Origin of the sequence: Psychrobacter frigidicola, assembly GCF_007997305.1 — a bacterium.
Taxonomy (GTDB): domain Bacteria; phylum Pseudomonadota; class Gammaproteobacteria; order Pseudomonadales; family Moraxellaceae; genus Psychrobacter; species Psychrobacter frigidicola.
In genome coordinates this window covers 89,078-104,677 of the sequence record NZ_VORZ01000003.1, presented here as the reverse complement: position 1 = coordinate 104,677, position 15,600 = coordinate 89,078, and the positions used below count along the sequence as shown (strand labels likewise).

The 15,600-nt window shown below is 41.9% G+C and carries 15 protein-coding genes; 7 read left to right on the top strand and 8 right to left on the bottom strand.

Annotation, left to right across the window (positions count from 1 at the left end; translation table 11 throughout):
* Window positions 1-1,179 precede the first annotated feature (1,179 nt).
* From ES754_RS09620 to pilG, 3 genes are all read right to left on the bottom strand, one after another.
* A complete protein-coding gene (locus ES754_RS09620) occupies window positions 1,180-1,710 on the bottom strand; it encodes a chemotaxis protein CheW (RefSeq protein WP_147223982.1) in 531 nt (176 codons plus the stop codon).
* Between the two features lie 3 nt (window positions 1,711-1,713).
* Window positions 1,714-2,076, bottom strand: a complete 363-nt coding sequence (locus ES754_RS09615) for a response regulator (protein ID WP_147223981.1) — start codon at window positions 2,074-2,076, stop codon at window positions 1,714-1,716.
* Between the two features lie 164 nt (window positions 2,077-2,240).
* A complete protein-coding gene (gene pilG, locus ES754_RS09610; RefSeq protein ID WP_147223980.1) occupies window positions 2,241-2,621 on the bottom strand; it encodes a twitching motility response regulator PilG in 381 nt (126 codons plus the stop codon).
* Window positions 2,622-3,373: 752 nt separating this feature from the next.
* Between pilG and ES754_RS09605 the strand changes: the two genes are divergently transcribed.
* The 7 genes from ES754_RS09605 to ES754_RS09575 all read left to right on the top strand — a co-directional run bounded on the left by ES754_RS09605 (window position 3,374) and on the right by ES754_RS09575 (window position 11,848).
* The gene (locus tag ES754_RS09605) at window positions 3,374-4,543 is read left to right on the top strand and encodes an efflux RND transporter periplasmic adaptor subunit (protein WP_227677826.1); all 1,170 of its coding nucleotides are present in this window, start codon (window positions 3,374-3,376) and stop codon (window positions 4,541-4,543) included.
* Between the two features lie 222 nt (window positions 4,544-4,765).
* Complete coding sequence (locus tag ES754_RS09600) at window positions 4,766-5,488, top strand: response regulator transcription factor (protein ID WP_147223979.1); 723 nt, start codon at window positions 4,766-4,768, stop codon at window positions 5,486-5,488.
* An 87-nt stretch (window positions 5,489-5,575) separates the two neighbouring features.
* Window positions 5,576-7,759 (top strand): sensor histidine kinase, encoded by a 2,184-nt coding sequence (locus ES754_RS09595; protein WP_147223978.1) that lies wholly within the window; start codon window positions 5,576-5,578, stop codon window positions 7,757-7,759.
* A gap of 319 nt (window positions 7,760-8,078) precedes the next feature.
* Window positions 8,079-8,849, top strand: a complete 771-nt coding sequence (locus tag ES754_RS09590; RefSeq protein WP_147223977.1) for a methionine ABC transporter ATP-binding protein — start codon at window positions 8,079-8,081, stop codon at window positions 8,847-8,849.
* 19 nt (window positions 8,850-8,868) lie between these two features.
* Window positions 8,869-9,555, top strand: coding sequence for a methionine ABC transporter permease (locus tag ES754_RS09585; RefSeq protein WP_147223976.1), 687 nt, complete (start codon window positions 8,869-8,871; stop codon window positions 9,553-9,555).
* A gap of 166 nt (window positions 9,556-9,721) precedes the next feature.
* A complete protein-coding gene (locus tag ES754_RS09580) occupies window positions 9,722-10,708 on the top strand; it encodes a MetQ/NlpA family ABC transporter substrate-binding protein (protein WP_147223975.1) in 987 nt (328 codons plus the stop codon).
* A gap of 291 nt (window positions 10,709-10,999) precedes the next feature.
* Window positions 11,000-11,848, top strand: coding sequence for an aldo/keto reductase (locus ES754_RS09575; RefSeq protein WP_147223974.1), 849 nt, complete (start codon window positions 11,000-11,002; stop codon window positions 11,846-11,848).
* Between the two features lie 183 nt (window positions 11,849-12,031).
* Here the strand turns inward: ES754_RS09575 and ccmE are convergent, their stop codons facing one another.
* From ccmE to ccmA, 5 genes are all read right to left on the bottom strand, one after another.
* Complete coding sequence (gene ccmE, locus ES754_RS09570; RefSeq protein WP_147223973.1) at window positions 12,032-12,532, bottom strand: cytochrome c maturation protein CcmE; 501 nt, start codon at window positions 12,530-12,532, stop codon at window positions 12,032-12,034.
* A gap of 222 nt (window positions 12,533-12,754) precedes the next feature.
* Entirely contained in the window at window positions 12,755-12,967 is a 213-nt protein-coding gene (ccmD, locus tag ES754_RS09565; protein WP_147223972.1) for a heme exporter protein CcmD, read from the bottom strand.
* Between the two features lie 36 nt (window positions 12,968-13,003).
* Window positions 13,004-13,792, bottom strand: coding sequence for a heme ABC transporter permease (locus tag ES754_RS09560; protein WP_147223971.1), 789 nt, complete (start codon window positions 13,790-13,792; stop codon window positions 13,004-13,006).
* Between the two features lie 216 nt (window positions 13,793-14,008).
* Window positions 14,009-14,698: a heme exporter protein CcmB gene (locus ES754_RS09555; RefSeq protein ID WP_147224187.1), complete on the bottom strand. Its 690-nt coding sequence runs from the start codon at window positions 14,696-14,698 to the stop codon at window positions 14,009-14,011.
* A gap of 79 nt (window positions 14,699-14,777) precedes the next feature.
* A complete protein-coding gene (gene ccmA, locus ES754_RS09550) occupies window positions 14,778-15,407 on the bottom strand; it encodes a heme ABC exporter ATP-binding protein CcmA (protein ID WP_147223970.1) in 630 nt (209 codons plus the stop codon).
* Window positions 15,408-15,600: the final 193 nt, after the last annotated feature.

Here is a 15,600-nt window from a genome sequence, read left to right as displayed (position 1 = left end):
CAGAACCACCGCGATGCTGTAGCAGCTGCGAGAGCGCATACAATAGACCTAACAAGCCTAATAAGAATAGAAATGCAGGTAAAGTCACACTACTACGCTTCAAGATATCGCGATTAATATCAGCCAACTGCGCTTGAGTCTCAGTAGCAAGCTCACCTAACGCGCGCGCATTTTCGCGCGACTCAATAGCAGGATTATTCAATGACACCAGTTGTTCTACCATAGGAGCGATAGCTTGGTTATAAGTCTCAGCGATATTCTGTAGGGCAGGCACTGTCGCACCATAGTTTTGCTGCTGCGTACTTAGTGTTTGAGCAAACGCATCTGCTTCTTGTTTAAAGCCCGCAGGCGTACCATCAAGACCACGCGTTAATTTGTCCATTTCAGTAGACAGACGCTCAGCGCGTAAGGTTTGGGTCTGCATTGTACTGATGGCAGCGGTTGGCAGTTTAGCGCTAACGGCTTGCTCTATCGCTTGACCATAATCGCTTTGCAGTTGTTTGTTGGCATTTGCGACACTGTCTCTTGATTGTTGTAGCGCATTGACTTCATTACGATGCGTTAGAACATAATCAATTTTTTCTTTATTAGCTTGCCATTGTTCTGCAAGTGTTGCAAAAACGGCTTGATTGTCAGTGGCATTTTTCTGGGCTAACGCTAAGGCAGCTTCATACTTCTGGACGTCTGTTTGTAGGGCATCATAAGCGCTAGCACTCAGCGCCGTATCACGCGAGAATGTCGCATCGTTGACATGTCTTACGATATTATTAGAGCTGACTTCTAACTGGTTGATATTGTTTAAATAGGAACTTACCGACAATAACGAATTAATCAGCCAAACCAAACTGATGACACTCACTAAGGTAAATAGCCCTAACAATATTTTTCCTTTATTACTGGCATCCTTGATGGCTGGCGTTTTTCTTTGAGTGCCAGTGACAAGACTTTTTATAACATCACTCATCGTGCTTATTCCTTCCAAACAGTCGTCTAAGGCTTATCGTGACTGACTTTAATCAACGTTATTCATTAGCTATCGCTAAAAAAAGTGGTATTAAAGTCAATATGATTGCCGACATATCATCATGGCATGCCAGTCATTATTAATTCATTGTTAGCTATTGATGGTTGCTTATCGCTACTTTGCACTCAGAACGAGACAAAGTTTTATTGTAATCTTTATATGGCAGCGTCAATATAGCGTGGATCTTGTGCCAACAAACTGGGCATGAAAATAAACCAGTCCTGTTCGTTTTTCAAAAACTTACCATGATTATAAGGCGCAAAGGGAGAATCAATATTAATCGCTTCAGCGCGGTACTCTCTGCGCGTGAACTGCTCGATACCCAGCACTTGGTCAACCAGCAATCCAACAAATATTGACTGATGGTCAATGACAATAATTTTACGCTGGCTCATCTGCCGAGCTCGACTAGGAATATGCAGAAACTTTGCTAAATCGGTCAGTGGTAGCAAACGTCCACGCACATTAGCAATGCCAATTAACCAAGGCTGCACCATGGGCATGCTGGTATATTCAGGCATCATAAGTACTTCAGATACCTCACCTAGCGGGGCTACCAAACGTTGACCCCCAACCTCGAACACCACCCCACGCCAATCTGCCTCTTGACCACCTTGCCTACCGACTTTGCGCGCTTTAGCTAAATCGGCTAAGCGTAATAGCTCTATGAATCCTCTTGAAGCCACCAGTTACTCCGTAACGCTACGAATAATGCGCATCAGCTCAGCCTCATCCACAGGCTTAGTCAAGTACTCTTTCGCGCCTTGACGCTTACCCCAAACCCGATCCGTCTCCTGATTTTTAGTGCTGATAATCACCACCGGTATATGAGAAGTCGTTTTACCACGAGTAATCTTGCGTGTGGCTTGAAAGCCATTCATCTCAGGCATAACCACGTCCATCAATATCACATCTGGCAGATGCTCAATAGCCATCGCGCAGCCTTCTTCACCATTGGCCGCTTCCAACACTTGAAAGTTATTCTTTGCAAGCATGTCACGAAATTTCGCCATCTCAGATGGCGAGTCGTCAATGACTAACACAGTTGTCATGGATATTTCCTCGGTTTTCGTTATATCTATCAGAATATAGGATTGTTAACACCTAAAATGGCATTTTAGGTTACGTGTTTTAACAGTAAAAATTGACATTCAAGCAAGCTGTCGACAAAAAGCAAACCTTCTTGTCGTACCCCTGCACACAACCTAACTGGCAACTATGAACAATATTTTTTGATTGCATCAAACAGCTCATCTTTACTAAATGGCTTAGTTAGGTACTCATCAGATCCTACAATGCGCCCGCGTGCCTTATCAAACAAACCATCTTTTGAGGACAGCATAATCACTGGTTTACTCGCATAATCAGGGTTATTTTTAATCAAGGCACAAGTCTGGTATCCATCTAAACGCGGCATCATAATATCAACAAAAATAATGTCTGGATTGTTATCAACGATCTTTGATAATGCATCAAAACCATCAATGGCGGTTACCACCTCACAGCCTGCTTTTTGCAATAAGGTCTCAGCCGTACGGCGAATGGTCTTTGAGTCATCAATAACCATAACCTTTAATCCATCAAAACTATTTTCCATTCTCATTATCCTATGAACGACTGTTTATTCTTAATATAATTTACTTTTATCGGCCAAGCCATCACCTATCAGTCACTATACGCACTTAACTGATACCTCGCATCACTTATCCGTCGCTTTTTTTAGACTTTATTCTAGACTTCAAATCGAAAATTTGATGGATGTCAATAGGAGCAATATCTTCCAAATCTTTACGTTTAATTAATAATCACAGCGCAAGAACACTCTATAACCGAACTATAGATTACCAATAGTTAATTCAAACCAGTTGACAACAATGACAAACGATTAATAATAAAAAACACTTAATGGATGCAGCTTTTAACCTTTAAATATCATATTATTAACTGATTCATTAAAAATATTTTAATTAACCACTCTTAAGTTATGTCTCATATACTTTCAAGTTAACATCTGATATTTACTGGTTTTATCTTTTTGCCATCCGTCAATAACCATTCTTTTGTAACACTTATGTATCAGAGTTATCTAGTGTGCCCGTTTTAACACACTCTGCAACAGTTATCCACATATTTAATTTTATTAAACTTATTGTTTGTCAAAAATCGCTATATGACACTGAATTATTGTCATGCAATTATTTAATAGTTCTGTATTTACTGCACATATATTTAGTGCTTTTCTATTCGATAAGTTGACACCAAACGCATTATTATCGCACCGCGCGTACTTTACCTATATAATAAAATGTCGGTTTACGAGAGTAATTGGGAATGATAAGGATAACGTCTTTGGCAAATGACAAGAGCCGTATTTTACGTTGGTTGGTATCAAACAATTTGTTGCGTGCTTGGGTACTTTTTTGTTCAATTAGCACGGTGCTTATGTCAGGGCTAGTGACAGCTTGCCAACCGCCAGCTTCATCAGCCAATAACGAAGTTAATGGCGCAAAAAAGACACCTATTATTATTGACGCTGATAGTGTCACTATGACGCCAGAATACATTTTAGATGTCAAGCCATCGCGCTATCAACCAAGCCTTGGTTTGCAAGGTAAGATTGAGCCTATCCAGCAAGCGCAAATGACCGCCGCACAGGATTTACAAATCCAAAAGGTACTGGTCACGAAAGGTCAATGGGTAGAAAAAGACACCCCATTATTAATTGTTCAGCGTCAAAAGCTTGATGATAGCATTGTCGCAGATACGGCTAGTAGTAACCCTACAACAGAAACAGATAGCGCCGCTTTAGTCTCTTCCAAACCATCAGCTGACACACAAACAGACAATAGTAATGACCAAGAATCGACCCTCCAAGAAGTGGTCAATTCTAAAAATACCACTCAACCAATAACCATACGCGCAAGCTTCTCAGGGCGAGTAGATAATGTCTATGTTGAGAGTGGACAACACGTTGGTGCACGCGAGCGTCTCTTGCATTTAAGTGATGATACTGATTTGCGCTTTGTTGCTACATTGCCTATTCAAGCTGAATCCCAGTTATCCGTAGGACAAAATGTTAATTTTACAGCCCCTGGTATGACCGATAAATTCACCGGACAAGTCAGTAAGCTGACCATTAATAGACAAATCGAGCAACTGTTGGTCTACGTCCACGTCGTGAAAAACGAGGCCAGTCGCGGCACCCTCAAACCTAATGTCATTGTTACTGGTCGCGTTGATTATGGGCAAATAGAAGTTGGTACTATTGTACCCAAACACGGCATTCATGATGTTGATTTGACCGAAATTCAAAAACCTCCTTATCGTCCCTTGTCGCCACTTACCGCCAACGTCTGGATTATCAAACAAGACCAGCGTCTTACCCGCCAGCCAGTTGAGGTTATCGAATATGACCCGAGTACCGGACAATATCTGATAGCTGGCGTTAGTAATGACAGCTTGATTTGCTTGGTTAATCTGCCCCCTGAGTCTGCTGGTAAAAAAGTAGTGATTTCGTAGTGACAACAGCAAGCGTTACATTGTGTAGAAATATTAACAAAGGGTGTCTTGTTTGCGACCACTAACATTAGGCAAAATAGAAGCAGTATCAAATTATCAATAATTTAAAGTTCTAAGCATCTTAAAAAATCATAATTAACAATACTATCGATAACCTTTAAATGATCAATAACGATAACTAAAATATTTAACTAAAATTTAATATTAGATAAAGGACACCCCATGAGTAAGCAGATTTTATTGATTGAAGATGATCCTGATTTAGCCGAGTTGATTACCGACTATCTGACCATGAATTATTATGATGTACATCATGCTGGTCTTGGTCAAGAAGGGCTAGAGATTTTGGATACCAAGGAACGTGATATTGATTTGGTCATTCTTGATTTGATGCTGCCAGATATGGACGGTATGCAAGTCTGCCAAAAGATTCGGGGCAATAAAAACAATATCACCAATAAAGTTCCCATTATCATGCTGACTGCTAAGGGCGATACCACCGACCGCGTTTTAGGCCTTGAGATGGGTGCTGACGATTATATCTCTAAACCTTTTGAGCCGCGTGAATTATTAGCCCGTATACGCTCAGTCATTCGTCGCCATGAGCAGCCGAATCAAGCTGATAGCCAGTCAGATAGTTTAACCTTTGGACGCCTGAGTGTATTTCCTGACAGCCACGAGGTAACTATTGATGAGCAGTCTGTGCGCCTGACCACCCATCAGTTTCAACTGTTGCATTACTTCGCTACCCATTCTGGTAAGGTTCTCAATCGTGAGCAGCTGTGGCAAGCGATGCCAAATGATGACAGCTCAGACAATATTGACCGCGCCATTGATGTCCATATTTCACGTTTACGGGCATTAATTGAAGACAATCCGCGTCAGCCCAAACGTATTATTACCGTGCGCGGTGTGGGTTATCAATTTGCAACTGATCAAGTTTAATAGGTGCTAATCCTGCAAAAAAATATAATTTAGTATTATTGCTAACAATATAATCTAATAGTAGCCTATGATAATAGAGTCCTTATAATGCAGCATCTCGGCTTTCACTCTGTCTTTGCTAGATTATTTGCCAGCGTCATGCTGGCATTAATCTTATTTGCAGTCGCAATGGTGCTGTTAACGCAGCTTGTGCATGACAAAGATGCGGGCATTCGCTCGGAGGTTGTGGCAACGCAAATTTTGGGACAAATAGATCCCTTTTTGCAAGAACTTAATGTTTCTGTCAGTAAAAATAACCGTCTACAGTCACGCTTCATGTTAGCGGTGGTCAAAAAAAGTTTTGATATTTTTGATGAGTCTTTACAGGCAAAGATGGGCTTATATGACCATGATGGCCATCTGGTTATGCAGACAGACAATAGTGATATGCCGCCTGAGTTGCCTGCTATGCCCTCTTTATTATCTCGGGTCTTCCCTTCTTTTGCTGATACCACGCCTACCCAACAAGCACAGGTTTATAGTAGCACTGGCTATACGCTGCTATATGAATCACGCTTGGCGCCTAAAAAACCGGTACTGTCTGCCGCATTAAATTTATTTACGGGTACGCTACTGTTACTGCTTATTATGGCAGGCGTGCTGTGGTGGATTGCACGCTCCATGACATGGCGTATCAATCAGATGAGCCGACAAATGACTCAGCTGGGTGACGGTGACTTTACAGTCCGGGTCAACGCTCGCGGCAATGACGAAATTGCGTTATTGGCGCGCGGATTTAACCAAGCCGCTCAAAAAATAGAACATCTTATTGAAGCCAATAATTTACTGCTAGCTCACGCTTCTCATGAACTGCGAACGCCTATTACCCGCATTCGTTTGCAGATTGAAATGATGGATATGCTGGCAAGTAGCATGACAACAGATACTAAGGCTAAATTTGATAAACGTGCCCAAGCCATAAACCGTGATTTATCAGGGTTAAATGATTTGGTTGAAAGCATTTTACTCGTCAGTCGTTTAGATGCCGGACACGTGCTACAGCAAATTGAGCGCATGGATCTATACGATTTGGTCAATCAAGAGCGTCAACATTACCCTGAAGCGACCTTAATCGGTGAACATATCGTGATTGAGGGTCAGCCGCTGATGTTGACTCATTTAATTCGTAATTTATTAAACAATGCCGTCTTACACGGTGAGCCTCCAGTTACTCTATTGCTTTATGGCGTACAAAATAAGGCCGAAGCGGATACGATACCGGACTATTTATTACAGTCGGTAGTCGGTAGCAGTTTGACGGATTATAATAGCGCAGATTATAACCATTATGACGAGTCGCTCATTGAAGGTGAGCACTACGAGATTAATGAACAAGGTCAGCGAATCTCTATATTGTCTGATAATTTAACGTCTAACAATGACGCTCAAAGCGTTAATAAATCCAAATCAGACACTACAGAGTTATCAACAGCATTACTATTACCCGCTCCGCCCCTTTATAAAAATGGTGAGACGTTTATTGTTGATAATTTAACTACTGACGATTTACTTGCTAATGATAGTGATGAAATTAATCCTAATGAGGCTACTGATAGTCCGATGACGATAGATCTATCAGCAATGGATACAAATCAAGAGCTATCACATGCCCCACAGAACTCATTGGATGGTGCGCTCGATAAAACTTTCTCAACGGCAACATCTTTTATTAATACCAACGCTTTATTTTCTAATTATAATAAATTCACGACTGACTTAATCGATAAAATTAAAAAGGTCAGCTGGCGGGCAGTACCTAATATTGAAGAACCTGTCGCAGGACAAAGGCAAGCAAAACAGACAGCTGTGAGCCATAAAAATAAATCTATCCATACTCAAACTAAGACCAATATGAAAAATAACAGTGATCCCAGTATTAATAATAATGAGACACCCGCTGCGCAGCGCAAAGAAAGCTTATTTAAAAAGCATCTAAAAAGAGCCAAACCTGAACCTACACGTCCGCTACCAAACTATGCAGTTCTAGCTGTGATTGATGAAGGCTGCGGTATTCCAGAAGACAAGCGTGAAGAGATTTTCAGCCCTTTTGTCCGTTTGCAACAAAAGAAAAAAGGGTCAGGGCTTGGCTTATCCTTAGTAACACAAATTGTGACCGCCCATCAAGGTCATATTACGACCGATACCATCAACGGGCACACGCGCTTTTTAATAGTGTTACCGGTAAAACATGACCCGCATTATAATTATCGTGACCATAAAAGACGGGGCTAAGTTCCAAATACGCTTGACAGAGAATCGCTTTCCTCAATGCTATTCTTTTCTTACACCATCCTTTCATGTCTAATTTATTCTTCACGCCATACTATTTTAGGCCTTTTTTAAACCCTCTCACTACCTTCTAAGCAAAATCATATCTCTCATGCACATGAATGACTTTCCTTAGTCATTCATGTGCATATCCAAAATGCTGCATAATATGCTATATTACCGCCCCTTATTATAGTGTTGCCGGCCGATCGCTGTGAACAAATGCGCTGGGTTTGCCGCACTTTTATAACCGTTAAAATATTTATTAAATGTCGAGCATTCTATGAGTGACATGATCGTTCTAAATGATGTGACCAAACGCTTTTTAAGTGATAGGTCGGTAAAAGGTAAAGACGGTAAGCCGCATTGGTTTACCGCAGTTGAGCCAACCTCGTTATCTGTCAAGCAAGGTGAAATCTTTGGCTTAATGGGCTATTCGGGCGCAGGAAAATCCACCTTGCTACGATTGATAAATTTACTTGAGCGTCCTGATAGCGGCCAAGTGATTATCGATGGGGTTGATTTGACCCAACTATCGGCTAGTGAATTGCGTATCGCACGTCATAATATGGGCATGATTTTTCAGCAATTTAACCTAATGTCGAATCGTACGGTATTTGAGAATGTGGCTTTTAATCTGACCGTTTCAGGCTATCCTAGCCGTGACGTTCACAAGCGGGTGATGGACTGTCTTGAAATTGTTGATTTGATTGACCGCGCTGGCCATTATCCTGCGCAGCTGTCAGGCGGTCAAAAGCAGCGTGTCGGTATTGCTCGTGCCATAGCCCCAAGCCCTAAAGTTTTACTGGCTGATGAGCCAACCAGTGCCCTCGATCCGGCTACTACTCGTAGTCTGCTGACCTGTCTGCGCGATATTAATGAACAACTTGGCGTGACTATTGTGATTGTGACTCATGAGATGAGCGTAATTCGCCGTCTTTGTCACCGCGCAGCTTTGTTGCATCAAGGGCAGTTGTTAGAAGTCGCAGATATTCGCGATGGACTGATTCAAGCCAAGACCCCGATTGGCCAAGGTTTAGTACACGAAGACTAATGAGGCAGGAGAAAGAGAGATGTTAACTGGTGCTGAATTATCCGCCTCGATAGATAAACTGCTTATACTGCGCAAAGAGATTTGGCAAGCCTTTGTGGATACCTTTTTAATGCTGGGTATTTCCACCACGGTAGCGATTGTCATCGGTGGTCTGTTTGGGATATTCTTATTCTTATCCAGCGATCGGCAGTTTTTGCAAAATAAAACCTTGTATGGTTTGCTCGGCGGTATTACTAACTTTATGCGCGCTTTCCCATTCGTGATTTTGATGATTGCGATGAGTCCCTTTACTAAAGCCATCGTTGGTACAGGCATTGGCCCTATCGCGGCCTCTTTAGTGCTTGCGATTGCCGGTTCCTTTTATTTTGCGCGATTGGTCGAACAAAATCTACGTGAAGTACCGCGCGGTATTATTGAGGCAACTGAATCGATGGGCGCGCGTCCGTTGACTATTATTAAAGTACTGCTTAATGAGGCGCGTTCAGGGCTAGTATTATCGGTCACTATTTTATGTATCAGCTTACTGTCATTCTCAGCGGCCGCAGGTATGATTGGTGGCGGCGGTCTTGGTGATTTGGCCATTCGTTATGGTTATTATCGTTATCAAACAGAAGTCATGGTATTTATCGTTATTATGCTATCAATAATGGTTGTCTCTATTCAGGCGTTGGGTAACTGGATCGCCACTCGTCTAGATAAACGCTAAATAGCTTTAAAGCACCTTTGATTTTATAACTGAGACCATTCAACTCTGTTATCATTCTAATGACATTTTATCTAGCAGCATTACGACTTATAATATGGGTCATAATGCTGCTTTTTTAATAGCTACTCTTATTTACTCCTAAAACTTTTATTATTGAGGACATTTCATGAAATTAACAGATATCAGCCGTCAATTGGCTACTGCATTTGCTGCGGTTGGCGTATCAAGCTTAGTCTTAGTCGGCTGTAACAACTCATCAGCACCCGAAGCCACCAAAGAGCCTGTAACTGAAGGTACAGCGACGGGTACAGCTGAAACCACAGCAGCCAATGATATCGACCCTGAGCATACTAAAATTGTCATCGGTACGACCGAAGGTGATTTTGCGGATATGGTACGCAACCAAGTCAAAGGCTCGCTTGAGGCCCAAGGATATGAAGTTGAGTTAGTGACCTTTACCGACTATGTACGCCCTAATATCGCGTTGGCTGATGGTGATTTAGATATTAATATCTTTCAGCATAAGCCGTATCTTGATACCTTCAAAAAAGAAAATAACCTTGATTTGGTAGAAATCTTCCAAGTACCTACTGCCCCACTTGGCGTTTATTCTGGCAAAAAGACTAAGATTGAAGAAGTCTACAAAGGTATGAGTGTATCAGCTCCTAACGACCCTAGTAACTTTGCCCGCGCCTTGGTCATGATGAATGAGCTTGGCTGGATTACGCTAAAAGATAATATCGACCCCCTAACCGCTTCAAAATCTGACATTGCCGACAATAGTAAATACGACATTAAAATCGTTGAATTAGAAGCTGCCCAGTTACCGCGCGCGCGTGATGAGGTGGACTTTGCTATTATTAATGGCAACTATGCGACCGATGCTGGCATCAAGTTAATCGAAGCGCTATTCCAAGAACCAAGCTTTGCTTATGTTAACTGGTCAGCGATTAAATCTGCTGATCTTAATAAAAAATGGGTCAAAGACGTCACCGAAGCTTATAACTCAGACACTTTCAAAAAGTATGCGCATGATACTTTCCCTGGTTATAAATATCCAAAAATTTGGACGGGTGACCAAGCTGCTGTTACAACAACAACAGCTGGTACTGCCTCTGCTCAAGGTACGGTAGTAGATACGCCTGCTAAATAGTTGATACAACAAACATTTAAAAAAACGATAAATGCTAGCAAATTACAGGCTATCACTAGCAAAAACATAAGTTATTATAACGTCCATTGCTAACGAGTAATGGGCGTTTTTTTTGGTTATAAAGAGTTAAGAGCGATCAAAATTGACGTTACAGCCTGTGTGCCCTTTGTAGGAAAGCGTCACCTGCCCTTTCACTTATTGCCACTTTTTTTTATAGTAGTCAGGTTGCATAGAAATTAACTATGATAAAAATATGATTTCATATGATAAGTGAACCATAAGGGTAATAATATGAACACTAAAACCTATAACATTCGTACGGCTGGACAAGCCAATATTCCGGTACTCGGTCTAGGTACATGGCAATCTACAGGGCAAGATTGTATCGATGTCGTCAGCCAAGGCTTACAAATGGGCTATGAGCACATCGATACTGCTCAAGCCTATGAGAACGAGAAGGAAGTCGGACAAGGTATTAAACAATCAGGTATTGCTCGTGATAAATTCTTTTTAACCACGAAAATTTTTCCTGATGACTTAAAGTTTCAACCAGAAAAGTTAATAGCAGCAGCCAAACGCTCTTTAGAGAATCTAGATACTGATTACGTCGATTTATTATTATTGCATTGGCCTGATGACCGTGTACCGCTATCGGAAACAATTCCTGCGTTATGCGAGTTGCAAAAACAAGGGCTAACACGCCATATTGGGGTTTCTAACTTTAATATTGCGCATATAACCGAAGCTGAAAAATATGCGGATGTACCCATTGCCGTGAATCAGGTTGAGTTTCATCCGTTTATTAAGCAAAATACTTTACAAACCTTTTTAAACAATCACCATATTTTACTGGAAGCTTATTCACCATTAGCACGCGGTGATGTGTTTGAAAATGAGCTTATTAAAGAAATTGCTGAGAAACATAATATCACCCCAGCACAAGTCTCATTGGCTTGGATTTTGTCAGATAAAAATCGCGTTGCTATCCCAAAGACTTCAAATCCCAAACACTTACAAGGGAATTTAGATGCTATTAATATTCAGTTAAGTGCTGAGGAATTGGAAAAAATTGGTAGCCTCGCCCGTACTGATGGACGCAAAATTGAGCATCCTGACTATACGCCTAAGTGGGATGATTAAAATAGTGTTCTGACCTTTTATCAAATAATACAATTATTAAATCATTAAAAGTCACCTAGCAGATTTTGAACAAAAAAAAAGCCACTGAGCATATCGGTGGCTTTTTCCTGCTTGAAACTAGCTGCTAATCATTAATAGCTAAAAATTTATGACCTAACCATTACTGCTTTAACGTATTGATAATTACTGCTGCAGCGTTTGCGTCTCACGAATAGGTTCCGCTGGATTGTATTGTTCAGAAGCTGGAGTGAGGCCCTGTCGATTGTTTTCTTTTAATGACTTGGCAACTTCTGGTGGCATGTAATTTTCATCATGCTTGGCTAATACTTCACCCGCAACAAAGGTATTACCCTGCATTTTACCTGTGGCGACAATACCTGAGTTTTCAGCAAACAAGTCCGGCAAAATCCCTTGATAGGTAACAGGTACTGTGGATTTAAAATCCGTAATCGCAAACTCAACATTTAATGGATTGTCTGGTGCGCGCTGGACACTACCCGCAACCACCATACCACCTGCGCGAATACGCTTGTCTTGTGGCGCTTCACCTTGCGAGATGGCAGTGGGGTCAAAATAGTAGTCGGTCTGCTGCCCAATAGCGTAGATAACCAACACTACTGCTACTGCCGCACCCGCCAGGGTAAACATGACCCACATAAGCTTTTTGCGTCGAACTGCATTCATACCACTACCTCATTGATGACTAACTACTGTACAAAACAGAAAAAGAGACTAAGGATGCCCTTTTTATACTGCATGAGACAGGTTGTCCTTAAGATACCTATATAGTAACATTTTTTGCACAAATCAATAAGCCCTTTGTGATTTGAGCGTATTGATTAGTAAATATATTTAATGACTGCAGATTGTATATTGATGAGCTAAGACTATGATACTAATCTAATTTTATACAGCGGAGGATTTATTGGCGGCGCTGCTGCGTTGAGCTTGCCGAGCTTGTTGGATGGTTAGCTGCTTTATCAAAGCTTGTCTTTGTTTGCGGCTATACCAGATGAAAATCAGCATCATACCAACCGTAATCGCCCAGCACGACCACACAAAAACGCCATGAGTACCCATGGCGATAAACTCAGATACGCTATAAAAATAAGGCTGCATGGTGTACTCCAAATTGATATTAGTTGCTATAAACCGTTATTTGTTTTGACCACGGACATATTCTTTTACCCAAGCTTTACCTTGGTCGCGGTATAAAATGAGCGTGTTGGTACGATAAATGGCTAAGGTTGCCACCAGTAAATAACTGCCGATAATCATTAGTAATAACGGCATCCACATATCAGCAGACATTTTTGGGGCTTCGGTCAACGTAAAGGTTGAGCCTTGATGTAGAGTATTCCACCACTGGACGGAATACTTAATAATAGGCAAGTTCACCGCCCCAACAATACATAAAATAGCAGCGGCTTTACCGCGATTGGCCGTATGCTCGAAGGCGGCAAATAACGCCATGACGCCAGCATATAAAAATGCCAAAATTAGCATGGACGTTAAACGCGCATCCCAAACCCAATACGTACCCCATGTTGGTTTTGCCCAAATAGAACCCGTCAGTAGACTAATCACGCACAATAAAAACCCCATTGGAGCAAGGGCTTGGGCCACTAAATTGGCAGTCTTAATCTTCCACACTAAATAAATCACTCCCAATACGGCAAGCGCAAAATATATCGAGATGGCAAGGCTCGCCGCTGGTACATGGATAAAAATAATGCGGTAGCTGTTGCCTTGTAGATAATCGGGCGGCGCAAATGCTAAGCCCCAAACGCTACCAATCAGAAGGCAAAGCCCGGCTAAGATAGCTAACCACTTGACCCACGGCGCAAAGAGTCGAAAGAACTGTTTGGTACCGACAGTGGTCAAGAAGCCTTGCCAAATGCGCTGCCATAGGCTAGGAGATGAGACGTTATTTGGGTTGGGCATGGGGATAAACCTATTACACAGCATGTTAATTATGGCTGATATGGGTCATCGTTGACCTCATTATCTGCAAACCTGCCGGCGTTAAACACTGGACAGAATCTATAAGTCATCATTATAGCAAAATTGCCAGTTTTCTCCACGATGTTAATGCGAAGAGTTTAAACTTGACGACTTGATGGATAAATAAAAATAAATACAATGTTGTAAATTAGCGTTTTAATTGAGCCATGCCATTTTTAAAGTTTGCGCAATAACCCACGGCATCACTAATACGGAGATAATACTACCGGCCAATAATAAAGCTAAAATGGGTAACCCGTTCAAACCTGTAGCAAATAAATCAACTGCGCCGGTCGCAAAAATCAATACGGGCAGCTGCATTGGTAGCGCAATCAGTGGCACCAATACTGCCCCATTTTTTAGTGACAGTGTCAGGCTGCTTGCAACAGCAGATAGCATCAGTAGCATGGGGCTACCCGCAATAATAGAGACCATCAAAATACCGGTCTCAAACCAACTTAGCTGAAATAAAGGCACAGCAAGTAAGCTTAGCACTGCCACAATACCACTACTAAATATCCAGTGGATTACCAAACGAATCAGCACCCACAGCGGCAGCGAAGCCTTTGCGACGACCAGTTGTGCCAAAGTACCATTATCAAGTGCGGGTTTGAATAAGCCCTCAACACCCATTACCAAGGATAATAAAGCGGCAATCCAGACTGCGGCGACACCCAAACGCTGTAATAACTGAGGCTCACTACCCACCGCTAATGGAAATAACGTAATAATAACTAAGAACAATACTAAAGGGTATAGCCATTGAACCGCCCCTTGTTGCTTGACTTGCCATTCGCGTCGCCATAATTGTCCAAAGCTGATACCACGCGAGGCAGCATTATTCATACGCTTGACGTTGATACTATTCATACTGTCATTGATGTCATCGGCTGCTTGCATTTGGCTGTCCGTCATTACTCGCCCCTTATACCATATAATCTGACAAATCGAGCACTTGATTGGCAACGCCGACTGGCTGATGGCTGGTCATTATAATTGCGCCGCCTGCATCTGTAAACTCACGCAATCGTGTCTCCATCCGCGCTACCATGTCCACATCAAGCGCTGTAAACGGCTCATCAAGTAGCCATAGCGGGGTCACCGGCGGCGTCAATAAATAAAGCCGTGCAAGCGTAATTCGGCGGGTTTGCCCAGCGGATAAATGACTTGAGCTGATAGTCTCAAACCCTTGCAAGCCGACCCAAGCCAGTGCCTCATCAATATCAATAACATTTGGCGTGATACCGTATAAATTCAGCAAAAACGTCAAATTTTGTGCCACCGTTAAACTGGGGTGAATACCCAACTGATGCGACACATACAGCGGCTGAATCGGTAACGTCTGTAACCCTTGATAATAAATTGAGCCGGTTATTACTGGCAACAATCCTGCAAGCTGCATCAACAAGGTGGTTTTACCGGTACCGTTAGCACCAATCAAATGGCAAATATGACCCGCTGATAATTCAAGCTTTACCCCTTCGCATAGCGGAATCTCACCGCGCTGAACGGTTAGCTTATCAAGGGCAAGCAAGGGCGCATGCAGTTCGGTCATTAAAACCTCTTATTATCTGGCTTATCTGTCTATTTTTAGGCAAGATATCTGTTATACAAACGTTAAATATTCACCAAAAACAACTATTGCGTTCATGGCATAATACGCTATGCTCATGACCACGCTACAGTATAACAAATTGTCGATTGGTATTATTTTAAAACATAGGCAAATCTTGATAACATAGACAGTT